Origin of the sequence: Novosphingobium lentum NBRC 107847, assembly GCF_001590965.1 — a bacterium.
GTDB lineage: Bacteria > Pseudomonadota > Alphaproteobacteria > Sphingomonadales > Sphingomonadaceae > Novosphingobium > Novosphingobium lentum.
Genome location: NZ_BCTW01000003.1, coordinates 237622 through 259394, shown reverse-complemented (window position 1 = coordinate 259394; position 21773 = coordinate 237622). Strand labels below are relative to the sequence as shown.

Below are 21773 nucleotides of genomic sequence, written 5' to 3'. Positions count from 1 at the left end.
GGGAGCCGGTCTCCGGCATCCTTGCCATCGGCGGGTCGATGGGCTCGGCCCTGGCAGGCGCCCTGATGCAGAGCTTTCCCTACGGCCTGCCCAAGCTGATCGTATCGACCATGGCATCGGGCTTCACCAAGCCATACATGGGCGTGAAGGACATCGCGATGATGAACGCGGTGACCGACATTGCCGGCATCAACAGCATCAGCCGCGACGTGTTGCGCAACAGCGCCAACGCCGTGGCGGGCATGGCCAAAGGCTATCGTCCCGACACGGGCAGCGACAAGCCGCTGGTGCTGATCACCACGCTCGGCACGACCGAAGCCAGCGTTAAGCGCATCCGCCAGGCGCTGGAAGCCGACGGGTGCGAGGTGATGGTGTTCCACTCATCGGGCGCGGGCGGTCCCACCCTCGACGGGCTGGCGCAGGACAAGGACGTGGCGCTGGTGCTCGACCTGTCGGTGACCGAAATCATGGACCATCTGCACGGCGGACTGGCCGACACCGGCCCCGATCGCGGGCTGCCAGCGCTGCGCAAGGGCATTCCGGTGATCATCGCGCCCGGCAACGCCGATTTCATCATCGCCGGCCCGATCGACGCCGCCCGCGCGCAGTTTCCCGGCAAGCGCTACCACGAACACAACCCGCAACTGACTGCGGTCCGCACCGAACTGCCCGAGCTGAAACGGCTGGCCGATCAACTGGCGGCGAACGTGCGGCAGGCGAACGGACCGGTGCGCGTGTTCACCCCGCTCAAGGGGTTTTCCAACCACGACAGCCCTTATGGGCATATCCAGGACGAAAGCCTGCCGGGGCCGTTCGCCGCCTATTTGCGTGACGTCATGCCGCCGAACATCCCCGTGACCGCGATCGACGCACACTTCAACGACGCGGCGTTTTCCGACGCGATCATCGCTGCGGCGCGCGACATGCTGGCACCCCGATGAGCGAGGCCGATCTTCCGCTCTCGGCCGACGACGTCGCCGAAATCGTCGCGATCCTCGAAGGGTCGGGCTATCGCGAGGTCGATATCGCCACGCGACGGTTCCGCCTGCGGATCGCGCCGGGCGATGGCACCGGCGACGGCGCGGGCTTCACGCAAGAGTGGGAATGGGCCGGGTCGGCGCCGGCCAAGGCCGATGTGGTGGCCGAAGGCATCGCCGACGATCCCGCTGCGATCGGGGCGCCGTTGCCCGGAACGTTCTATCGCGCGCCCCAGCCCGGCGCCCCGCCGTTCGTCGAGCCGGGCGACACGGTCGCGGCCGAGACGGTGATCGGGATCATCGAGACGATGAAGCTGATGAACCCCGTCCATGCCGGCCGCGCGGGTACGATCGGCGCGTTTGTCGCCGAAAACGGGGCGATGGTCGCCAAGGGCGAAACCCTCGCCCAGTTCTCGTGACGGCCGGACCGTGTTGATGCAACCTCGCAAGATCGACCGTCTGTTCATTGCCAATCGCGGCGAGATCGCGTTGCGCGTGATCCGCACCGCTGGGGCGATGGGCATCGAAACGGTGCTGGGCGTGTCGCAGGCCGATGCCGCCTCGTTGCCCGCGCTGCAGGCCGATCAGGTCGTGGTCCTCGGCCCCGGCCCGTCGTCGCAAAGCTACCTTGCGATCGACCGTGTCGTGGCGGCAGCGGCCGGGAGCGGCTGCGATGCGGTGCATCCCGGCTATGGCTTCCTGGCCGAGAACGCCGACTTTGCCCGTGCGGCGGCAGCGGCGGGGATCGCCTTTGTCGGCCCCGCCATCGATACGCTGGAGGCGATGGGCGACAAGCTCGCCGCGCGCCGGATCGCGGTCGAAGCCGGGCTGCCGGTGCTGCCCGGCGGCGAAGCGGCAACACGCGATGCGGTTCATGCACGCGCCGCCGAAACGGGTTTCCCGCTGCTGCTGAAGGCGGTGGCCGGCGGCGGCGGCAAAGGCATGCGGCGCGTCGATCGTGCCGAAGATCTCGATGCCGCGCTCGGCATGGCGCAGGCCGAGGCGCAGGCGGCGTTCGGCAACGCGGCGGTTTATGTCGAACGCTTCGTCGGGCGCGGGCGCCATGTCGAAGTGCAGTTGCTGGGCGACGGCACCAGCGCGCTCCATCTCGGCACGCGCGATTGCTCGATCCAGCGGCGGTTCCAGAAACTGGTCGAGGAAGCCCCTGCCCCGGCCATGCCCGATGCGGCGCGCGAGGGCATCGAACAGGCCGCCGTCATGCTGGCGCGCCACATGCGCTATCGTGGCGCCGGCACCGCCGAATTCCTGGTAGATGCCACCGATTTCTCGTTCTTTTTCCTCGAACTGAACGCGCGCATCCAGGTCGAACATCCGGTGAGCGAGGCGATCACCGGCATCGACCTGGTCGAGCAGCAGTTGCTGGTCGCCAGCGGCAAACCGCTGTCGCTGACGCAGGCGATGATCCGCCCGCGCGGCCACGCCATCGAAGTGCGCATCAACGCCGAGGACCCCGCCGCCGATTTTCGCCCCGCTCCCGGCCAGGTCTTGCGCGCCGCCTGGCCCGCCGGGCCGGGAATACGGGTCGATACGCACATCTCTGCAGGAGGCGACGTGCCGCCATTCTACGATTCGCTGCTGGGCAAGATCATCGTCCACGGCCACGACCGCGCCGATGCGGTTGCCCGGCTGGGCGAGGCCCTGTCCGCGCTGGCGATCTACGGAATGCCGACGACCGCCCCGCTCCACCGGCGCATCGTGACCGACCCGCGCTTCATCGCCGGCGGGGTCGATACCGGGTTTCTTGCCGGACTGCCGGCATGAGCGCGATCCGTCTCGTTGATGTCACCATGCGCGATGGCAACCAGAGCCTGTGGGGCGCCACCGGGCTCGACACCGCGCATATGCTGCAAGCCGCCGCGCTGACTGAAGCGTGCGGCTTTCGCGCGATCGACTTCACCTCGTCCAGCCACATGGCGGTGGCGGTGCGCTATTTCCGCAACGATCCGTGGGAGCGCATCCGCCGCATGCGCGCGGCGATGCCGTCCACCCCGCTGCAGTTCATCACCACCGGTTTGCGGTTCATCGCGTGGCAGCAGGCCGACCCCGATTTCATGCGGCTGGTCTACCGCCACTTGCAGGCCAACGGCATCGGCCGGTTCGTGCTGCTGGATCCGATGCACGAAGTGCCCGCCGTGATCGAAACCGCGCGGCTGGTGAAGGAGGAAGGCGCCGCCGAAACGATGTGCGCGCTGACCTTCACGCTGTCGGACGTCCACACCGACGCGTTCTACGCCGATTTCGCGCGGGCGGTGAACACGAGCAGCGATATCGACCTGTTCTACATCAAGGATCCGTCGGGCCTGCTCTCGATCGACCGGGTGCGCACGCTGGCTCCGGCGGTGAAGGCCGCGATCGGCGACCGGCCGCTGGAAATCCATGCCCACACCACCATCGGCCAGGGCGCGCTGTCCAGCCTTGAGGCGGCGAAGCTGGGCATATCGGCGATCCATGTCGGCGTCGGGCCGGGCGGTGACGGCTCCTCGCTGCCCGAAGCCAACCGCATGGTCGCCAATCTGGAAGAAGCCGGCCACGCGGTCGATATCGACAAGGCGGCGTTGTCCCGGCTGACATCGTACTGGGCGCGGCTGGCGGCAGCGCAAGGGCTTCCGCCCGGTCGCCCGCAGGCGTTCGACGCCAGCTTCCTGCGCCACCAGATCGCGGGCGGCGTGCTGACCACCACCGCGCGCCAGCTTGAAGAACTCGGCCTTGCCGACCGGCTGGCTGCGGTGATTGCGGAGACCGAGCAGGTCCGCGCCGAACTCGGCTACCCGATCATGGTCACGCCGTTTCCGCAAATGGTGATGAGCCAGGCGCTGTTCAACGTGATCGGCACGCGCCGTTATGCGCAAGTTTCCGATCAGGTCATCCGTTATGTGCTGGGCAAGTTCGGCAAGCCGACCAGCGCGGTGGACCCTGCGGTACGCGCCGCCATCCTCGACCGGTCGCGCGCGCGTGAACTCGAGGTCGAGCCGCCATTTCCCACGCTGGCCGATCTGCGGCGACAATTCGGAGAGCGCATGCCCGACGAGGAATTTCTGCTGCGCGCGGTGATGCCGGGCGACCAGGTCGATGCGATGCTGGCTGCAGGTCCCTCGCGCGCCACCTACAGTCCCGAGGCGGCTCCGCTGCTGTCGCTGCTGCGCCAGCTTGCGGCCCGGCCCCAGGCGCGCAACATCGTGATCGAGCGGCCCGGATTGCGCATTGCGCTGCACGCCGGGGCTTCGGCATGAGCCTGTCCCCAGAGATCGCCGCACGACTGCGCGATGCCGCCGGGTTCGTGTTCGACATGGACGGCACGATCGCGCTGGGCGACGCACAAAGCGGCGGGCACAAGGCGCTGCCGCATGCGGTCGCGCTGCTCAAGGCGCTGAACGTGCGGCGCATCCCGTTCGTGGTGTTCACCAACGGCACGGCCAAACCGCCGGCGGATTATGCCGCGTCGCTGCGCCGCGCGGGGTTTCCGGTCGATAATCGGCAGATGCTGACCCCGTCGTCGTCGGCAGCGGCATGGCTGGTGCGCAGCGGCATCGGCAAAGTGCGTGTGCTGGGCAATGCCGGATGCGCCGCGCCGTTGCGCGATGCCGGTCTGGACGTGATCGGCCCGTCGGAAGCGGCTGACGGCGTTGAGGCGGTCTACACCGGGTGGTTTCGCGAATTCGATTTCGACGCGCTGGAAGCAGGATGCGCCTCGCTGTGGCACGGCGCGCGGCTGGTCACCGCCAGCCACGTGCCGTTCTTCGCCACCGCCACCGGGCGCGCGATCGGATCGAGCTTTGCCATCAACGCGATGCTCACCGCGATGACCGGCAAGCGGGCGCGGGTGCTGGGCAAGCCATCGCGGGTCGCGCTCGACGTGGCGCTGGCGACGATGGGCCTGCCCCGCCGCGCCGCCGCGCAGATCGTGGTGGTGGGTGACGATCCCGCGCTGGAAATGCGCATGGCCAATGCCGCAGGATCGCTGTCCATCGGCATGTCGACCGGGATCATGAAGTCCGATGCAGACCTTGCCGAGCGCGACCGGCCGCATGCCCTGCTCGACAGCCTGGAACCGCTGCTGGCCGCAATCGGCTGAGGTCAACCCGGCGGCATCGTCCGGGCGAGGAATTCGATCACCGCCGCGTTGAAGTGATCGTTGCGATCGCCCGCCACCATGTGCCCTGCCCCGCCGATGTCCACCACTTCGAGCGCGGGAATGCGGCGGCGCAAATCGGCCACGCCTTCGTCAGTGACGATATCCGATTTCATGCCACGCACCAGCATCGTAGGGATGCGGTCGGTCCAGTCGGCGTCGTCCATCACCTTGAGCAAGGCATCGGGCCGGTGGTGCGCCCCCTCCATCATGCGCGGGTCCCAGTGCCAGCGATAACGGCCATCGTCGCCCTGCCGCAGGTTCTTGGCCAGCCCCGCCACGTTGCCGGCACGCTCGCGCCCGGGATTGTAGGCCGCGATGGCATCAGCGGCATCCTTGAGGCTGGCGAAGCCATCGGGCCTGGCATTCATGAACGCCTGGATCCGCACCACGCCTTCGGGCGAGACCAGCGGGACGATATCGACCAGCACGATCGCGGCGGGTTCCAGACCCTGCGTCGCCGCCTTCAGCGCGGTCGCACCGCCCAGCGAAGCGCCGACCAGCGCAAACGGTTCCGATCCCGCCGCCACCACCGCGCGCACATCCACCGCGCGGCGTTCCAGTGAATAATCCGCCGCCGGTTCCCAGTCGCTTTCGCCATGGCCCAGCAGATCATAGTTGAGCACGTGATAACCCGCAGTGGCCAGGTCGACGCCCGCGCGCGACCAGCTGTGCCGCGTCTGGCCGCCGCCATGGCCCAGCACGACGGTCGGCGCGCCCTTGCGGCCATACGCATCGGCGACGATGGTCAGGCCACCGGGTGCGGGAATGCGGATCGTCTGCAAGAAGCCTCACCTTTTCATCTGACGTCAGCGGGATCGAACAAGAAGGCATTGCCGCCGGTTTGTAAACCACACGCGCTGAGCCATTGCCGGGCGAAAACTTCGCTCATCATGATTGCGAACTCTTCACAATTGCGAAATACACGATTACGCCACACGCAACGAACAAGCGATCCAAGTGGAGTGGTGCGATGAACGAAGGCAATCTGGAATCGGTGCTCGCGCAGGCGGGCGACATCGCCACCATGCTGCGCAACCAGCAAGTCGGCCCCAACGTCTATCCGGGCGTGCCGTCCGAATATTCCAACTGGCGCGACGAGCAGCGTGGCTGGCAGGAAACCTGCGTGCTGTTCAACCAGTCGTACCACATGGTCGATCTGGCGGTGCGCGGCCCCGATGCCTTTGCCATGCTGCAATATCTGGCGGTCAACAGCTTCAAGGGCTTCAAACCCGATCGCGCCAAGCAGTTCGTGCCCTGCACGCCCGGTGGATTCGTGATCGGCGACGTGATCCTGTTCTATCTGGCGGAGAACGACTTCAACCTCGTCGGCCGCGCGCCGGCGATCGAATGGGTCGAATATCACGCCGCCACGGGCCAATGGGATGTGACGGTGGAGCGTGACGAACGCTGGGCGATGCGCAGCGATGGCCGGCGCAATTCCTATCGCTTTCAGGTCCAGGGCCCGAACGCCATGAAAGTGATCGAACGCGCGATCGGCGAGACTCCGCCGGACCTCAAGTTCTTCCACATGACCCGCCTGACCATTGCCGGCAAAAGCGTCCGCGCGCTGCGCCACGGCATGGCCGGGCAACCCGGCTGGGAACTGTTCGGGCCGTGGGATGATGGCGAAGCGGTGCGGCAGGCGCTGATCGCAGCGGGCAAGGACTTTGGCATGGTGCTGGTCGGTGGCCGGGCCTATTCGTCCAACACGCTGGAATCGGGCTGGATTCCCTCGCCGCTGCCTGCGATCTACACCGGCGAGGCGCTGAAACCGTACCGCGAATGGCTGTCGGCCAATTCCTATGAGGCGAAGTGCTCGATCGGCGGCAGCTATGTGCCCGACAGCGTCGCAGGGTATTACACCACGCCGTGGGACCTGGGGTACGGCCCGTTCGTGAAGTTCGACCACGACTTCATCGGGCGTGCCGCGCTGGAGAAGATCGCCGCCGGGCCACACCGCCAGAAAGTGACGCTCGCGCTCGACAATGCCGACGTGATGCGCGTGCAAAGCTCGGCGCTGACCAAGGGCGATCGCGCGAAGTTCATGGAATATCCGTCCGCCGTCTATGCGATGCACCCGTTCGACACGGTGCTGGCCGATGGCAAGCAGGTCGGCGTTTCGACATGGATCGGCTACAGCGCCAGCGAAGGCAAGATGCTCACGCTGGCGATGATGGAACCCGGCTTTGCCGAACCGGGGACGCAAGTGACGCTGCTGTGGGGCGAACCCGATGGCGGCACCTCCAAGCCGACCGTGGAACGCCACGTGCAGACCGAGATCAAGGCGGTGGTTGCGGCCGTGCCGTATGTCGAAGCGGCGCGCGACAGCTATGCCGACAGCTGGCGAACGCGGCAGTCGGGTTGAAACATACCTCCACGTCGTCCCGGACTTGATCCGGGCCCTGTGGCGGTGAAGCGCATGAAGGCCAGCAGTCCCGGATCAAGTCCGGGACGACGTCATTCGGCAACCCTCAACTTTCGCCCAGCGCGGCCACGCTGCGGCGCAACAGGGCCACGATCCGTTCACGCAACGGTTCGGTGAAACGCACCGTGGGCACCGCCACGGCGAACGCGCCGACCAGTCGGCCATCGATCGTGGCGGCGCAAGCGAGGCCGCTGATGCCGAGCGTATCCTCCTCGTGCGCTTCGGCGATCCCGGTTTCGCGGGTCCGTGCGAGGTCAGCGCGCAACGCGACTTCCCCTGAAAGCGTCGCCGGAGTGATCGGGTCACGCACGGTCTCCGCAAAGTACCGGTCGAGGTCGGCCGCCGGCAGGGCCGCCAGAATTGCCTTGCCCGCCGCCAGGCTGTGCAGCGGCTTCTTCTGTCCCGGCTCCACCGCATAGCGCAGCGCCTGCGCGCTCGCCTCGGTGACCAGCGCTTCGACTTCCCAGCCGCTGGCGACCATGAACGAGGTCGTCTCGTCGATCTCGCTGCGAATGGCGCGGACCAGCGGCGCGGCGCGTTCGGCCAGCGTCAGCGCGCTGCGGTGTGCGCGCAACCGGTCCAGCCCCGGCCCGGCGACATATCGCCGTCCGTCGCGCGCCAGATAGCCGCGCTCGACCAGCGTCGACAGCAAGTACGACAGGCTGCTGACCGGGATATCCAGCGACGCCGAAATCTCGCTGGCAACGACGCCCTGGCGATGCGCGACGACGAATTCGATCAGGTCGAGCGTGCGCAGCGCCGACTTGACCGCTCCGGGGGTTGCGCTGGCCATCGCTCAGCCGCCGAACGTCAGCGAGCCGCGCCGCTCGGCGATTTTCCAGCCCCCGGCGGTGCGCACGAAACGATCGTGGAACGAGCCGACCAGCGGGGCATCCGCGCCGGTGAACAGCAGCATCGCGCTGGTGCCGCGTGCCGCATCGGGGCCCTCGACGTCGATCACCACGTTGCTGCAGACATGCCGCGTTGTGCGCGGCGGGCGCGAACGGAATGCTGCAAGGATCGCCGCGCGTCCCACAACCGGAGCATCCGGCGCGGTGGGCCGGGTCATCGTGCCATCCTCGGCATACAGAGCGGCGACCTCCTCCCAGCGACCCTCGTCGTTGAGGTTGGCGTACAGCGCGATCAGCCGGGCGCAATCCTGTTCGATCGCGCGACGCTCGTCCTCGCTCACCGGCGGCTGGGTCACAACCGCGCGCCTGCGATGTCGGCGCCTTCGCGCAGCGCCGCCAGTTTTTTCCATGTCACCGCTGGATCGATCTTGCCATAGCCCGCGAACGTTCCGAACCCGCAGTCGGTGCTGGCCATGACGCGCTCCGGCCCTACGATCGCGGCGAAGCGTTCGATGCGCTGCGCGATCAGTTCGGGATGTTCAAGATAATTCGAACACGTGTCGATCAGGCCGGGGGCGAGGATCTTGTCATCGGGCACGCCGGCATCGCGCCAGACTTTCCATTCGTGTTCGTGCCGGGGATTGGCGGCCTCGAACAGCACCGTTGCCGGCCGCGCGCCCAGCACAATGTCGACCACGCGTTCCAGCGGAATATCGTGATCGTGCGGGCCTTCGTAATTGCCCCAGCAGATGTGCATACGCATCCTGTCCGCCGGAATATTGGCGGTGGCGGCGTTGAGTGCCTCGACATTGGCGGCGGCGATCTTGAGGAAATCCGCCTCGCTGGCATCCTGATAACCGGTGTGGCGGCTCATCGCCAGATCCGGGCAATCGAGCTGCAGCTGGAATCCTGCCGCCACGATCGTCTCGTATTCCTCGCGCATCGCATCGACCAGATCGGCGAGATAGGCCTCGTGGCTGGGATAGTGGCGATTGACCTGGAACGCGGTGATCAGGCCGGGCGACGCCGCATTCATGAACGCCGCCTGCCCTTCGCCGTGCGGCGCCAATGCGGCCTTGAACCGCCGGATATCGTCGTGCAGCGGATCGAGCGTGACCAGCCGCACCGGGCCGATGCACGATGCGCGCACAAAGTCCTGCGAGCCCATCATCACCGCCAGCTTCTTGCGCAAGTCGGGCAGCGGCGCGAGGTCGGCGGCGGGTTTGCGATCGATGTGCCCGCCAAACCCGCTCAGCCGCTCGATCATGTAGGTCGAATAGCCGACCTTGCCCAGTTCGCCGTCGCTGACCACATCAACCCCGGCGGCGATCTGGCGCGTCACCGCGTCATCGACCGCGGCCTGCACCAGCGTGTCGAACTCCACCGAATCGAACGGTTCGCCCGCATCGCGCGCCAGCAGCACCGGGGTCAGCTCGTCGCCGCGCGGCAGGCTGCCGACGTGTGTGGTCCGGATGTGCGCCATGAATTCCGATGCTCCCGTCACACGCGGCTCCGCGCCACGCGCTTTCATACTTGTGAATTCTTCATAAACCCGGCAGGTCGAGTGGCAAGCCGCAACCTCGCGCAGGGCTCGAAATTTTGCCTGCTAAGCCCCGGCACGACGGTGTTCGCGCCGATGATCCATGGGCCTGCGCCCGGTCATGCGCAGGCAGAACCGCGAGAAGTACGAAGGATCGACGAAGCCCAGCTCGGTGCAGACCTGCGCGGCACTGGCGTTGGTGTAGTGCAGCAGCCGCACCGCTTCCATAGCCAGCCGCCGGTGGACAAACCCCATCGGCGAACACTGTGCCCGTTCGGCAGTCATCCGCGACAGTGTGCGCAGCGTGATACCCAGTTCGCCCGCATAGAATTCCGCTGGGTGGTGATCGCGATAATGCCGCTCCACGAGCTGGCGAAACCGCGCGAAACGGCGGTCGTCTAGCGCCCCGCCCTGCTCTGCCGCAAGCCCGCGCAGCACGGTGTGCACCAACGCTTCGGCCAGCGCGAGCGACAGCGCGTCGCCCGGCCGCCACGCCTGCTGCAGCGCCAGCATCTCGTCCGCGATGCGCCGGGCGCTGGCCGCCTCGGCCGCGGCCAGTGGCGCGGCGGTCGAAGCAGTCAGAAACCGCGGCAACGGGTCATCCGGCGCGAGCGCACGTCCTGAAAAGTCGCCCGACAGCGTCAGCACATAGCCCGACGTATCAGGTGCAAAGCGGAATCCGTGAACGACACCCGACGCGACCATCACGACACCTGGCCCGTCCAGAGCGCCACCTGTCCCATCGAAACTCGCCTCCACGCGGCCTTCCATGACGAGCAGCAACTGGATGAAATCGGCATGGCGGTGCGGTGCGATTTCCCACGCGGTCAGCGCGCTGCGTTCGGCGATCGTCTCGATATGCGTGTACCCCGCGCGGGTGACCGATGCCGCGTCGGGCGCAACCTCACCGTACAGTTCATAGCTCGGGATGGACGTCATCGGATGTCTCGATAGTACCAGACCTTTGTCGAAGCCATCCCTTCCCGGTTCGGCCCGCGCGTGTCAACTTCGCATGACGATGGAGGCAGGCAGTCCTCCGCCCCGGGAGAGCGTTCATGAAAACACAGGTCGCCATCATCGGCGCAGGGCCCGCCGGGCTGTTGCTGGGCCATGTCCTGCGCGCAGAGGGCATCGATTGCGTGGTGATCGAGCGGCAGACGCCCGACTACGTGCTGGGCCGCATCCGCGCCGGCGTGCTCGAACAGGGCATCGTCGGGATGATGGCGCGGCTCGGGCTCGACGATCGGCTCAAGGCGGAAGGGCTGCCGCACGATGGCTTCAACCTGGCCGACGGCGAACGGCTTATCCGCATCGACGTGGCGGCGCTCACCGGCCAGCAAGTCGTGGTCTATGGCCAGACCGAAATCACCCGCGACCTGATGGACGCCGCCGCCGCGCGCGATCTCGAGGTGATCTACGGCGCGGATGACGTTGCGCTGCATGATATCGAAGGCGATGCGCCGTTCGTCACCTATGTCGCGCACGGCAAGCCGCAACGCATCGACGCGCGGTTCATCGTCGGCTGCGACGGGTTCCACGGTCCGTCGCGTCAGGCGATCCCCGCCAGCGTCGCGCGCCATTTCGAGCGGGTCTATCCGTTCGGCTGGCTGGGCATTCTGGCCGAAGTGCCGCCGTGCAACCACGAACTGATCTATGCCAACCACGAACGCGGCTTCGCGCTCGCTTCGATGCGCAGCGCCACGCGCAGCCGCTATTACATCGACGTGCCGCTGAGCGAACGGATCGAGGACTGGTCAGACGACCGGGTGTGGGACGAACTGGCGATCCGGCTCGGGCCTGAAGCCGCCGCGCGGATGACGCGTGGACCTTCGATCGAAAAGTCGATCGCGCCGTTGCGCTCCTACGTGTTCGAACCGATGCGCCACGGCAGCCTGTTGCTGTGCGGCGATGCGGCGCACATCGTGCCGCCCACCGGCGCCAAGGGCCTCAACCTTGCGGCGTCAGACGTCCATTATGCCGGCGAAGCGCTGGTGCGCTGGTTCCGCGCCGGCGACGGCGACTCCGTCGCGGATTATTCCGACAAGGCGCTGGCGCGGGTGTGGAAATCCGAACGGTTCAGCTGGTCGCTGACCAAGCTGATGCACCGCTTCCCCGACGACGGCCCGTTCGAACGCCGGATGCAGCTGGCCGAACTCGACTACATCGCCAGCAGCGTAGCGGCGCAGACCAGCATCGCGGAAAATTATGTCGGGTTGCCGGTGTAACCGGCAATCGAACCCGATCCGGGGTCAAACCGTAACATCGTCACACATGCGTCATATGTCCGTGACATCGCCCCTCCATTCTCGCGAGGGCACCGACGATGCGGCAAATCGACGTTTTATTGACCAGTGACATCAGCGGCGGCTGCGATGCGTTCGTGCACGGCGACTTGCGCATCGCGATGCACCGGTGGAGCGGCAACGCGCCGCTGCCGCTGCTCGATGGCAAGGCCTGGGCGTTCGTCGACTGGGTGCTGCCCGATCTTTCGGGGCTGGAGCTGTGCCGGCGGCTGCGGTGCGATCCGCATGCGTCGCAGGCCCACATCACCATGGTGCTGGAGGAAGACGATCTCGAAGCTCGCCGCCGTGCCTTGCGCGCCGGCGCGGACGATTACGTCGTCGGCCCGGTCGATCGCAACGGCGTGCTCGATCGCGTGCTGTCGCTGCAGGCCGCCGAACTGGACACGACCGCCGCGCGCACCATCCGCCTGGGTGAGCTGACGGTCGATCTGGCCGCGCTGCAGGCGCGCTGGAAGGGCGTGGCGATCCAGCTGATGCCCAACGAATTTCGCCTGCTGCGCTATTTCATGGAACAGCCGGGCCAGGTGTTTTCGCGCACCCAGTTGATCAGCGCGCTGGGCAAGCAGGAACAGCCGATCGACGAACGCACCGTCGATGCCTGGGTCAGCCGCCTGCGCCGTGCCTTGCACGACGCGGGCGCCGGATCGCCACTGCGCACGGTGCGGTCATTGGGCTATGTGCTCGACAAGCCTTAGGCACTCTGATCGACCACACCAATTCCACTCATGTCGAGCGAAGTCTACACATGCCGCAGACCCGGCGGAATGGGCGCGGCATCCCTCGACTTCGCTCGGGATGAGCGGGGTTGGATATGGTTACAACCAGGCACTCACTGGCTTCAGAACTTGCCACCCACGCGCACCCCGAACGTGCGCGGCGTGACCGGCACGATATACGTCCGCGTGCAGGCGCCGCATTCAACGAATTTCGACAGCTGGCCACGCTCGTCGGCGACGTTGGCCACGAAGAACTCGATCGAATAGCGCTCCCATTCCGAACCAAGCGCAAGATTGACTTGCCCGAACGCATCGAGCTGGCCTTGGGCGGCGGCAATCGCCGTGCGCAAGTCCGACGGCGCGGAGCCCTGATAGGTGGCGTTGACCTGCCCATAGACCTTGGCGGCGCCCATCGGCACGGTGTAGCGCGCGGTTCCGCTCATCTTCCACTTCGGGGTGATCGGCAGGCGGGCTCCCGCCGGAGCAAACACCGCGTTGGCCGATCCATCGGCAGCAAGCCCTGCGCAAGTGAATGTCGGGTCGGCCGACTTGCACAAGTTCTGCTGGATCTTCCCGTCAACGTACGCCCCGGCGAAATTCAACGACAGGTGATCGAGATTGACCGAGGCGTCGATATCGAACCCGCGCAGACGTGCATCCGGGCCGTTGGTGATGACGGTAAAGCTGTTCGGACCGAGGAAGGCGAACTGGAACTTCTTCCAGTCCTGCTGATAGATCGCGCCGTTGATCCGCAACAGCCCGCCCGCCAGCGTCGCCTTGACGCCGAGTTCGTAATTGACCAGATAATCGGGCTTGTAAGCGCCGAAGTCGCCAAAACGGTTTTGGCCGCCCGGGCGGAAGCCGCGTGACACCGTGCCGTAAACGAGCAGGTCTTTCGTGGGCTTCCAGGTCAGGTTGAAACGATAGGTCTCGCCGTTGCCCTTGGCTGAAACTGGATCGACGGTCGATCCGTTGGGAACACCCAGATTGGTGCAGGGGCTTCCCGCAATGGCGGCGGGGAGCAGCGTGGTCGAAGAACTGAACGTACCGCTGGCTCGGTCGAACAGCCGATCGCCCGCCGTGGTGAAGCACTGCGAAACGCCAAACTTTCGCGACCCCGCGCCATTGACCGGCGTGTCGGTAAAACCGTTGCCCGGGTTCAGCCCGAAGCCGAAGAAGCCGATCAGCGAGTTGTCGTACCGGAAGTATCGTCCGCCCACTGTGGCAGTGACGGTGGGCAGGATGTCATACGTCAGTTCGCCGAACGCCGCATAATCGCGATCGACGCGGTGCTGCTGGGTCAGCCACAGCGTGCCCGGCATCCCGTTGACCGAAACCAGCGGACCGAGGTTGGCGATCTGGTAGTCCTGATGGATGTCATTCGACTGGCGCTGGTAGAACAGGCCCGCCACCACGCGCAGCGGCTTGTCCGCGGGCGACGCGATGCGCAGTTCCTGGCTGAGCTTCTTGAAGTGATCGGTGCCGATCACCTTCTGGCGCGGATCGATCGTGTTGCCCTTGGCGTCCTGATAATAGAAGTAGCTCGCGAGCCCACCGACGCCCGAATAAAGGCTGTCATACACTTCGGCATAGTCGGTATAATCGCTGGACGAGAGGTCCTTGCGATCGAGATATGCGCCGGCATAAGTCACGTCCCAGTTGCCGATCTTGCCCTCGATCGTCAGCGCCGCCTGCACGAAGCGGTCGCGGCGGAATTCGGGGAAGAAGTGCTGGACTTGCAGATCGCCAACGCTGGAATCGTAGCCGTAGGAACCGTGGCTGCGCGTGTCCTGGTAGATCACGCTGGGCGTCACCGTCCAGTTGTCGTCCAGATCCACCTTCAGCGCGGCGCGGCCGCCCCAGGTTTCGGTGTCGTTGTAGTTCTTCTTCACGAACGCGGCGTTGTTGACCACGATCCCGCCATTGGTGGCGGTGCAACCCAGCGGGTTGGTCTCGGGCAGGAAGGCGCGGCAGCCCGGCACATTGTCGATGAACCCGGCGTCGCGCTGGTAGAACCCGACCACGCGCAGCGCGGCGTTGCTGGACAGCGGGGCATTGATCATCCCCTCGACCTTGGCGCCGGTGCCGCCGTTGTGGACGGTGTTCACTTCGGCATCGACGCGGCCTTCGAACCCGGCGAGGCTGGGCTTGTTGGTGATGATGCGGATCGTGCCGGCTTCGGACGATGCGCCATAGAGCGTGCCTTGCGGGCCCGACAGGCTTTCGATCCGCGCAATGTCGTAGATGTGGACGTCGAGGTTGCCGCCGATGGTGGTGACGGGCTGCTCATCGAGATAGACGCCGACCGAAGGCAACGAACCGGAATGGTTGCCGTCACCGCCCGACGCCACGCCACGCATGTAGACCACGTTGGTCCCCGGCGTGCCGCCCAGCGCCTGGAACGTGACCGAGGGCAGCTGCTGCGCATAATCGGAAAAGCGCGTGACGTTGAGCTGGTCGAGCTTCTTGGTGCTGAGCGCCTGGATGCTGATCGGCACGTTCTGCAGGTTTTCGCTGCGTTTCTGCGCGGTGACGATGATGACATTGTCGTTTGGAACGGCGGCATCGGCGGATTGCGGGGCTTGCGCTTCCTGCGCCGAAGCTGTGGACCCGGCCAGCGAGGGCGCGGCCAGCGCCGAGGTGGCGAGGAGGGCGACTCTCGAGAAACGGCCCGCAAATGCGCTCATGATGTGGCTTCCCTGGCTTGGTATTATGATTGTTTCGCCAAGTTGTGACGCGCTGCAACAAAAGGTCAAGCGGGTGGCGGATCGCAACCCGTGTTAGGACGCGCACCGTGGCACTTTTACAACGATGTCAGTTCCCGGGATGGGTGTTGCCGGGCAGCGCTCGCCGTCAGTCGAACGGCACCGCCGGGTAAGCCGCCAGCACGTCGCCCAGCGCCGCCTTGAGCGGATCGAGCCACCGCTCGAACGGCCGCCACGCGTCGGTGCCGTCGCGGAAGATCGGCTGGCGGACTTGTTCGGAGCTGGCGGTGCGCACCGGGCGCGCGGTTTCGTGGAAGGTCAGGCACGCCGGCTCGAACTCCAGGCGGCACGCGGCCAGCAGCGCGCGCACCTCGGCTTCGGTATCGTCAACCATCGCTTCGTAAAACACACGGTGCACCGCGCCGGGCATGGTCCGGTCGACATGCGCCATCAGCCGCACGTAATCGCGGTAATAGCGCCCCATGTCGGCCAGATCGTAACTGAACCCCTGCCCGCGCGCGAAGTGCTGCTTGAAATTGGAAAAGCAGCAGCCGAGTGGATGGCGCCGCGCGTCGATGATCGTGGCGTTGGGCAGGATCAGCCGGATCAACGGCACATGCACCCAGTTGTTGGGCATCTTGTCGATGAACAGCGGACGCCCGGTGTGGCGCTGCACGCGCGTGCGCGAAAGGTACTGTTCGCCCAGATCGCGGCGTTGGTCGGCGGTCAGCGCGGAGAGGCCTTGCGGGTAATCTGGCACCGTGCGCGCCAGCACGGCGATGTCGGCCAGTTCGCTGGTCCCCTCGACCGCCGAGTGGCTGGCCAGGATTTGCTCGACCAGCGTGGACCCGGCGCGCGGCATCCCCAGCACGAAGATCGGGTCGGGCGCCGGGCAGCCCCCTTCCCCCGCGCTCGCCAGCAACGCCGGGCTCGCCGCTGCGATCACCCCATCGACATAGCTCTGCGTCTCGTCGGCGCGGTAGGGGATGCTTTTGCGCCGCAGCGCGTTGCCTGCCGCATAATGGTTGAAGCTGTCCGCCACCTCGCCGCGATCTTCCAGCGCCTTGGCGATCGCGAAATCGAGGTGGTAGCGGTCTTCCCCGGCGATGCCAGGCTCGCTCAGCGCGGCGCGCATGGCGGCAAGATCGGTCTGTGAAAATCGCACCGTCTTGAGGTTGGCCAGGCTCCACCACGCCTCGCCCAGCGTGGGCATCAGCGCAATCGCGCGGCGATAGGCGGCGATCCCTTCGGCCTGCTCGCCTACGGTTTTGAGCATGTGGCCAAAGCTCATCCACACGCGCGGCTGGTTGGGCGCATCGTGCAGCACCTGCCGGTAAAGCGCGATCGCCTCGTCGAATTCGCCGACCCGGCCGAACGCGGCGGCCTGCAGGTTGGCATGGCCGATATTGTCGGGATCCTCGCCCGTCACGCGTTCGAGTTCGGCAATCGCCTCTGCCGGGCGGTTGGTGCGATAAAGCACCAGCGCCAGATTGGCGCGCGCGGCGGTAAAGCCCGGCGCCAGCTCGATCGCGCGGCGCAGCAGGTTTTCCGCATCACCATAACGCCCGATACGGCCCGCCAGTTCGGCAAACAGGCGGATCGCGCGGACGTCGAACGGATCGTCCTTGAGCAGCGCGCGCAGCAGCGGCTCGGCATCGGGCAGGCGGTTGTCGTTCATCGCCAGCGCCGCCGCCACGAGGCGCGGATCGTAGGCGGGCGGCGGCGGTGTCACGATTGTGGCCATGCTTTCCCCTAGCGCAAATGACCAAGGCCCTGCCAGCGCTGCGTTATCGCTGGCGTTGGCGCGCATTTCGAGCATGATGGCACCAGAATGAACCAGCCCGTCCCCGCTCATGTCGATCGAAGTCGAGACACGTTGCGCAGTATGTGAACTGTGCGCAGCATCCCTCGACTTCGCTCGGGATGAGCGGGCGGGAGCAAAGTCATAGGCATCCAGTCCCGACCAATCAGCCCAAGGAGCCTTGTGCATGACGGATCAGACCGACACCCGCCCTTTCGGATTCTGGACCGCGACCGCGCTGGTCATCGGCGGAATGATCGGGGCGGGCATTTTCGTGCTCCCCAGCCAGCTTGCGCCGTTCGGCTGGACCGGCGTGGCCGCATGGATCGCCGGGGGTGTCGGCGCGATCGCGATTTCGCTGGTGCTGGGCGGCATCGCCCGGGCGCGGCCCGACGAACCGGGGCTGATGGCGATCGTCGGCGAAGTCCTCGGCCCGGTTGCGGGCGTGCTGGTCGGCTGGGGCGCGTGGGTCAGCTACTGGTGCGCCAACGCCTATATCGCCCTCACCGCCGCGCGCTATGCCAGCAGCTTCTGGCCGCCGCTGGGATCGACCGGCTTGCGCCAGGCGCTGGCCGCCAGCGTGATCATCGCGGGCCTCACCGGGCTCAACCTGATCGGCCTGCGCGCTGCCGGGCGGTTTCAGGTGGTGACCACCGCGCTCAAGCTGCTGCCGATGGCGGCGGTGGTGCTGATCGTGGCGTGGATGGTGCTGTCGGGCGGCGGCGCGTTTTCCGCCACGCCGCACCCGCCGTTCGCCGCGCCGAGCATGTTCACCGCCACGGTGCTGGCGTTCGTGGCCATCGTCGGGTTCGAATCCGCCAGCATCGCGGCAGAACGCGTGCGCGACCCGGCGCGCAACGTGCCGCGCGCCACGGTGATCGGCGTGGCGCTGACCTGCATGATCTATCTGGTGGTGTGCACCGGCATCGATTTCGCCCTGCCGCTGGCTGACGTCACGGCGTCAAACGCACCGATTGCCCTGTTCGTGGGCCGGTTCTGGGGACCCTGGGCAGGCCTGGCCATTGCCGGTTTCGCGGTGGTTTCGGCCGTCGGCTGCCTCAACGTATGGGTGATGATGCAGGGCGAAGTGCCGCTCGGCCTTGCCCGCGCGGGGCTGATCCCGGCGTGGATCGGCCGAACCACCGCGCGCGACATTGCTGCGGTGCCGCTGGTGCTGGCATCCTCGCTGTCGATCGCGCTGCTGCTGGTCGCCAGCTGGCGCAACGGCGGGGCGGTGATGGATTTCATGCTGCGGCTGACGGCGGTTTCGGGCTTGTGGGTCTATGTGTTCGCCTGCGTCGTGGCGCTGCGCGTCGGTACGCACCGCATTCTTGCCAGCGCCAGCCTGCTGTTCCTTGCCGCGATGATGTATGGCGCAGGCGCCGAACCGTTCGTGCTGTCGGTGGTGCTGATGCTGACCGCGCTGCCGCTGTACTTCCTCAATCGCGGCGCGAGCGTCGGTGCAGCAATTTCCACGGCAACGACCGGTCCGCGATGATCGCGTGCGCAGCATTGTGCCCGGGCGCCCCGGTCACGCCGCCGCCCGGGTGCGTACCCGATCCGCACATATACAGCCCCTTGATCGGCCCGCGATAGTCGCCATTGCCCAGCACCGGGCGCGCCGCCCACAGCTGGTCAAGGCTCATGTGGCCGTGGAAGATATCGCCGTCGATCAGCCCGAACTTGCGTTCCAGATCGAGCGGTGAATGGATCTGCCGCGCGATCACGCTGGCCTTGAAATTGGGCGCGTGATCGTTGACCGTGTCGATGATCAGGTCGGCCACTTCCTCGCGGCAATCATCCCATGACGTTGGCGAACCATCTTGGCCATTCGGCAACTGCGGCGCGAATTGCTGGCAGAACAGGCTGGCGACGTGCTGGCCCGGCGGGGCAAGGCTGTCATCCACCGTGCTCGGGATCTTCATTTCCACGATCGGCTTTTTCGACCAGCCATGCGCGCGGGCATCGTCGAACGCCTGATCCATGTAGTCCATCCCCGGCGCGATGACGATGCCGGCGGTGTGGTGCTCCGCCTTGACCTTGCCCGGCAGCGTGGTGAAGTCGGGCAGTTCGGACAGCGCCACGTTCATCCGGAACGTGCCCGATCCGGTCTTGTACCCGGCGATGCGCTTCCTGAAATCGGCGTCGAGGTCCGACGGATCGACCATCTGGCGATACAGCAGCGCGGGGCCGACGTTGGACGCCACGATCGGCGCGGCGATTTCCTCGCCGCTTTCCAGCTGCACGCCCGCGACTTTGCCGCCGTCCACCAAAAGCTTTGCGACCGGCGCCTCAAGGCTGATCTCGACGCCTTCCTCGAAACATGCCGCCGCCATCGCCTGCGTGATCGCCCCCATCCCGCCGACGGAATGGCCCCAGGCGCCGAATTTGCCGTTCACTTCGCCGAACACGTGGTGCAGCAGCACATAGGCGCTGCCCGCCGTGGAAACCCCGGCGTAGTTGCCGACCACCGCATCGAACGCGAAGGCCGACTTGACATGATCGTCCTCGAACCAGCCATCAAGGAAGTCGCGTGCCGATTTGGTGAAAATATCGAGGAGGTCGCGCTGCACGGACAAGTCCAGGTTTGCCATCGGCCAACCCTGCTTCGCCGCCGCCATCAACGCGCCGATGCCGCCGCCGACGTTGGGCGGGATCTTGAGCGCAATATCGCGCAGCACTTGCGCCACTTTTTCCAGCGCCGCGTCATAGGCGGGATAGGCTGCGGCATCTTTCTTCGAAAAGCGCGCGAACTGCGCCATCGTGCGATCCGCACCGCCGCCCAGCGTCAGGTAGGTATCGGGAAACGGGAAGAAATTGCTGATCGTGCGCTCGATGATGCGATAGCCGCGATCGTGCAGCTTCATGTCGGCAATCACCTTGGGTCGCAGCAGGCTGACGGTGTAGCTGGCGGTCGAGTTGCGGAAACCGGGATGGAATTCCTCGGTCACCGCCGCGCCGCCGACAACGTGCCGCCGTTCAAGCACCAGCACTTTCATGCCCGCACGCGCGAGATAGAACGCGCACGTCAGGCCGTTGTGGCCGCCGCCGATGATCACCGCATCGTATCGCTTGGTCATGTCTTGCTCCAGCCGGGCGCGGGCGCATGGGTTTGCCGCGCCTCGGGAATGATGGTGCGGATCTTGACCGCGAAGCTGCGCAGGCACACTTCGCTGCGCCCGATCGGCCCGGCACCGTATGTCTTCGACGCCATGCCCTGCTGCACGCGCTCGATCAGCCAGGTATCCTCCTGGTTGACCACGCGATTGATCCGCCAGTTGGCATAGCGCAGCAGCTTCATCTCGCGCTGCTTCCCCGGCGGCGTGAACGCATCGGGCAAGGCGTACGTCATTTCGCGCAGGACGCAGGTTGTGGCGCTGACCGGCAGCCACTGCATGAAATCGATCTGGTCGGCATAGATGTCGAACGCCATGTTCGGCCACAGCTTGTAATACAGCCAGCGCCGCTGCGCCTGTTCGGGCAAGTGCGGCAAGTGCGGCAGGTGCGCCTGATAGAACCGCTCCCAGAAATTGTCCGACGGTCGATCGACCAGCTCGCCCGACATCCGGTCAACCCAGTCCTGCGCTGCGATGCCATAGCTTTTGCCGAAGATCCGGGTCAGCCCGTCATGCGCCACCGGAATGTGCAGGTTGTCGGAATAGTTATCGCCCACGTTCTTCCAGTTCACCGCGCGGGGACGGACGCGCAAATCGCCCATGCGCTGCATGTCCTCGAACCGGTATGGCGCGACTTCGGCCTCATAGGGCGCCATCATCTGCGCGACCGAGGGAAAGCCGCCGTCCTCCAGCCGCACGAACACAAATCCGCGCCACACTTCGATGGCGACGGGGGCCAGCCCGCTCTGTTCCAGTTTCAGCGCGGGATAATCGCCGCGCATCGGCACCCCGGTCAGCCGACCGTCGGTTTCGTAGGTCCACGCGTGATACGGGCAGACCAGCTTGCGGGCGCAGCCCGCCGGGCCTTCGACCAGTCGCATCGCGCGGTGGCGGCAGACATTGGCGAACGCGCGAACCACGCCATCGTCGCCGCGCACCACGATCACGCTTTCGCCGCCATAATCGATCGTGCGGTAGTCCCCCGGCGATGCAACGTCGTTCTGGTGGCAGACGATCTGCCACGACGGCCGGATCACCCGATCACGCTCCACCTCGAAGAATTCGGGGTCGGTGTAGATCCAGCCCGGCAGGCTGAAGTCCGCATCGGGATCGCGCGCGGCGCCCGCGATGCAGGCCCGGGCAAGATCATCTGGCGGATCGGACGACAGGACGGGTGACGACATGG

At 66.3% G+C, this 21773-nt stretch carries 18 protein-coding genes; 9 read left to right on the top strand and 9 right to left on the bottom strand.

The features are described 5' to 3' along the window. The 5 genes from NL2_RS04045 to NL2_RS04025 all read left to right on the top strand — a co-directional run. Positions 1-941, top strand: a 941-nt coding sequence (locus tag NL2_RS04045) for a Tm-1-like ATP-binding domain-containing protein (RefSeq protein WP_068071990.1), incomplete at its 5' end; no start/stop codon positions are given. Next, positions 938-1396: an acetyl-CoA carboxylase biotin carboxyl carrier protein gene (locus NL2_RS20635; protein WP_084355846.1), complete on the top strand. Its 459-nt coding sequence runs from the start codon at positions 938-940 to the stop codon at positions 1394-1396. The genes NL2_RS04045 and NL2_RS20635, both read left to right, overlap by 4 nt. 16 nt (positions 1397-1412) lie before the next feature. Next, complete coding sequence (locus tag NL2_RS04035; RefSeq protein ID WP_068071914.1) at positions 1413-2759, top strand: acetyl-CoA carboxylase biotin carboxylase subunit; 1347 nt, start codon at positions 1413-1415, stop codon at positions 2757-2759. Then, positions 2756-4228: a biotin carboxyl carrier protein gene (locus tag NL2_RS04030; protein ID WP_068071912.1), complete on the top strand. Its 1473-nt coding sequence runs from the start codon at positions 2756-2758 to the stop codon at positions 4226-4228. Before NL2_RS04035 ends, NL2_RS04030 begins: the two co-directional genes overlap by 4 nt. Beyond that, positions 4225-5070 (top strand): HAD-IIA family hydrolase, encoded by an 846-nt coding sequence (locus NL2_RS04025; protein WP_068071910.1) that lies wholly within the window; start codon positions 4225-4227, stop codon positions 5068-5070. Before NL2_RS04030 ends, NL2_RS04025 begins: the two co-directional genes overlap by 4 nt. 2 nt (positions 5071-5072) lie before the next feature. Here the strand turns inward: NL2_RS04025 and NL2_RS04020 are convergent, their stop codons facing one another. Then, positions 5073-5912, bottom strand: a complete 840-nt coding sequence (locus tag NL2_RS04020) for an alpha/beta fold hydrolase (RefSeq protein WP_068071908.1) — start codon at positions 5910-5912, stop codon at positions 5073-5075. A 188-nt stretch (positions 5913-6100) separates the two neighbouring features. On the opposite strand from NL2_RS04020, the gene desA reads away from it, so the two are divergent. After that, on the top strand, positions 6101-7495 hold the full coding sequence (gene desA / locus NL2_RS04015; protein ID WP_068071905.1) for a syringate O-demethylase: 1395 nt from the start codon (positions 6101-6103) through the stop codon (positions 7493-7495). A gap of 106 nt (positions 7496-7601) precedes the next feature. Here the strand turns inward: desA and NL2_RS04010 are convergent, their stop codons facing one another. The 4 genes from NL2_RS04010 to NL2_RS03995 form a co-directional block, all read right to left on the bottom strand. Next, complete coding sequence (locus tag NL2_RS04010) at positions 7602-8348, bottom strand: IclR family transcriptional regulator (protein ID WP_068071903.1); 747 nt, start codon at positions 8346-8348, stop codon at positions 7602-7604. Positions 8349-8351: 3 nt separating this feature from the next. Further along, on the bottom strand, positions 8352-8762 hold the full coding sequence (locus NL2_RS04005; RefSeq protein ID WP_245647559.1) for a nuclear transport factor 2 family protein: 411 nt from the start codon (positions 8760-8762) through the stop codon (positions 8352-8354). Further along, positions 8759-9889: a cobalamin-independent methionine synthase II family protein gene (locus tag NL2_RS04000; RefSeq protein WP_068071899.1), complete on the bottom strand. Its 1131-nt coding sequence runs from the start codon at positions 9887-9889 to the stop codon at positions 8759-8761. The genes NL2_RS04005 and NL2_RS04000 overlap by 4 nt, the downstream gene beginning before the upstream one ends. A gap of 123 nt (positions 9890-10012) precedes the next feature. After that, complete coding sequence (locus tag NL2_RS03995) at positions 10013-10885, bottom strand: helix-turn-helix domain-containing protein (RefSeq protein WP_068071897.1); 873 nt, start codon at positions 10883-10885, stop codon at positions 10013-10015. A 116-nt stretch (positions 10886-11001) separates the two neighbouring features. Here NL2_RS03995 and pobA point away from each other — a divergent pair, with 116 nt between their 5' ends. Together pobA and NL2_RS03985 are read left to right on the top strand one after the other, a co-directional pair. Next, a complete protein-coding gene (gene pobA, locus NL2_RS03990; RefSeq protein ID WP_068071895.1) occupies positions 11002-12171 on the top strand; it encodes a 4-hydroxybenzoate 3-monooxygenase in 1170 nt (389 codons plus the stop codon). Between the two features lie 98 nt (positions 12172-12269). Continuing rightward, the gene (locus tag NL2_RS03985) at positions 12270-12944 is read left to right on the top strand and encodes a winged helix-turn-helix transcriptional regulator (protein WP_068071893.1); all 675 of its coding nucleotides are present in this window, start codon (positions 12270-12272) and stop codon (positions 12942-12944) included. A 143-nt stretch (positions 12945-13087) separates the two neighbouring features. Here the strand turns inward: NL2_RS03985 and NL2_RS03980 are convergent, their stop codons facing one another. Together NL2_RS03980 and NL2_RS03975 are read right to left on the bottom strand one after the other, a co-directional pair. Next, a complete protein-coding gene (locus NL2_RS03980) occupies positions 13088-15652 on the bottom strand; it encodes a TonB-dependent receptor (protein WP_068071891.1) in 2565 nt (854 codons plus the stop codon). 166 nt (positions 15653-15818) lie between these two features. Next, positions 15819-17414, bottom strand: coding sequence for a tetratricopeptide repeat-containing sulfotransferase family protein (locus NL2_RS03975; protein ID WP_174522586.1), 1596 nt, complete (start codon positions 17412-17414; stop codon positions 15819-15821). A 244-nt stretch (positions 17415-17658) separates the two neighbouring features. Between NL2_RS03975 and NL2_RS03970 the strand changes: the two genes are divergently transcribed. Beyond that, on the top strand, positions 17659-18969 hold the full coding sequence (locus tag NL2_RS03970; RefSeq protein ID WP_068071889.1) for an APC family permease: 1311 nt from the start codon (positions 17659-17661) through the stop codon (positions 18967-18969). Here NL2_RS03970 and NL2_RS03965 read toward each other — a convergent pair. Next, entirely contained in the window at positions 18911-20551 is a 1641-nt protein-coding gene (locus tag NL2_RS03965) for a phytoene desaturase family protein (RefSeq protein WP_068071887.1), read from the bottom strand. The genes NL2_RS03970 and NL2_RS03965 overlap by 59 nt on opposite strands. Further along, positions 20548-21771 carry an aromatic ring-hydroxylating oxygenase subunit alpha gene (locus tag NL2_RS03960; protein ID WP_084355845.1) on the bottom strand — a complete coding sequence of 408 codons (1224 nt, stop codon included), beginning with the start codon at positions 21769-21771 and terminating at the stop codon, positions 20548-20550. The genes NL2_RS03965 and NL2_RS03960 overlap by 4 nt, the downstream gene beginning before the upstream one ends. Positions 21772-21773 lie beyond the last annotated feature (2 nt).

Coding starts and splice junctions, on each gene's coding strand:
- NL2_RS20635 (WP_084355846.1), top strand. CDS start 938: ATGAGCGAGGCCGATCTTCCGCTCTCGGCCGACGACGTCGCCGAAATC.
- NL2_RS04035 (WP_068071914.1), top strand. CDS start 1,413: ATGCAACCTCGCAAGATCGACCGTCTGTTCATTGCCAATCGCGGCGAG.
- NL2_RS04030 (WP_068071912.1), top strand. CDS start 2,756: ATGAGCGCGATCCGTCTCGTTGATGTCACCATGCGCGATGGCAACCAG.
- NL2_RS04025 (WP_068071910.1), top strand. CDS start 4,225: ATGAGCCTGTCCCCAGAGATCGCCGCACGACTGCGCGATGCCGCCGGG.
- desA (WP_068071905.1), top strand. CDS start 6,101: ATGAACGAAGGCAATCTGGAATCGGTGCTCGCGCAGGCGGGCGACATC.
- NL2_RS04010 (WP_068071903.1), bottom strand. CDS start 8,348: ATGGCCAGCGCAACCCCCGGAGCGGTCAAGTCGGCGCTGCGCACGCTC.
- NL2_RS04000 (WP_068071899.1), bottom strand. CDS start 9,889: ATGGCGCACATCCGGACCACACACGTCGGCAGCCTGCCGCGCGGCGAC.
- NL2_RS03995 (WP_068071897.1), bottom strand. CDS start 10,885: ATGACGTCCATCCCGAGCTATGAACTGTACGGTGAGGTTGCGCCCGAC.
- pobA (WP_068071895.1), top strand. CDS start 11,002: ATGAAAACACAGGTCGCCATCATCGGCGCAGGGCCCGCCGGGCTGTTG.
- NL2_RS03985 (WP_068071893.1), top strand. CDS start 12,270: ATGCGGCAAATCGACGTTTTATTGACCAGTGACATCAGCGGCGGCTGC.
- NL2_RS03980 (WP_068071891.1), bottom strand. CDS start 15,652: ATGAGCGCATTTGCGGGCCGTTTCTCGAGAGTCGCCCTCCTCGCCACC.
- NL2_RS03975 (WP_174522586.1), bottom strand. CDS start 17,414: ATGGCCACAATCGTGACACCGCCGCCGCCCGCCTACGATCCGCGCCTC.
- NL2_RS03970 (WP_068071889.1), top strand. CDS start 17,659: ATGACGGATCAGACCGACACCCGCCCTTTCGGATTCTGGACCGCGACC.
- NL2_RS03965 (WP_068071887.1), bottom strand. CDS start 20,551: ATGACCAAGCGATACGATGCGGTGATCATCGGCGGCGGCCACAACGGC.
- NL2_RS03960 (WP_084355845.1), bottom strand. CDS start 21,771: ATGTCGTCACCCGTCCTGTCGTCCGATCCGCCAGATGATCTTGCCCGG.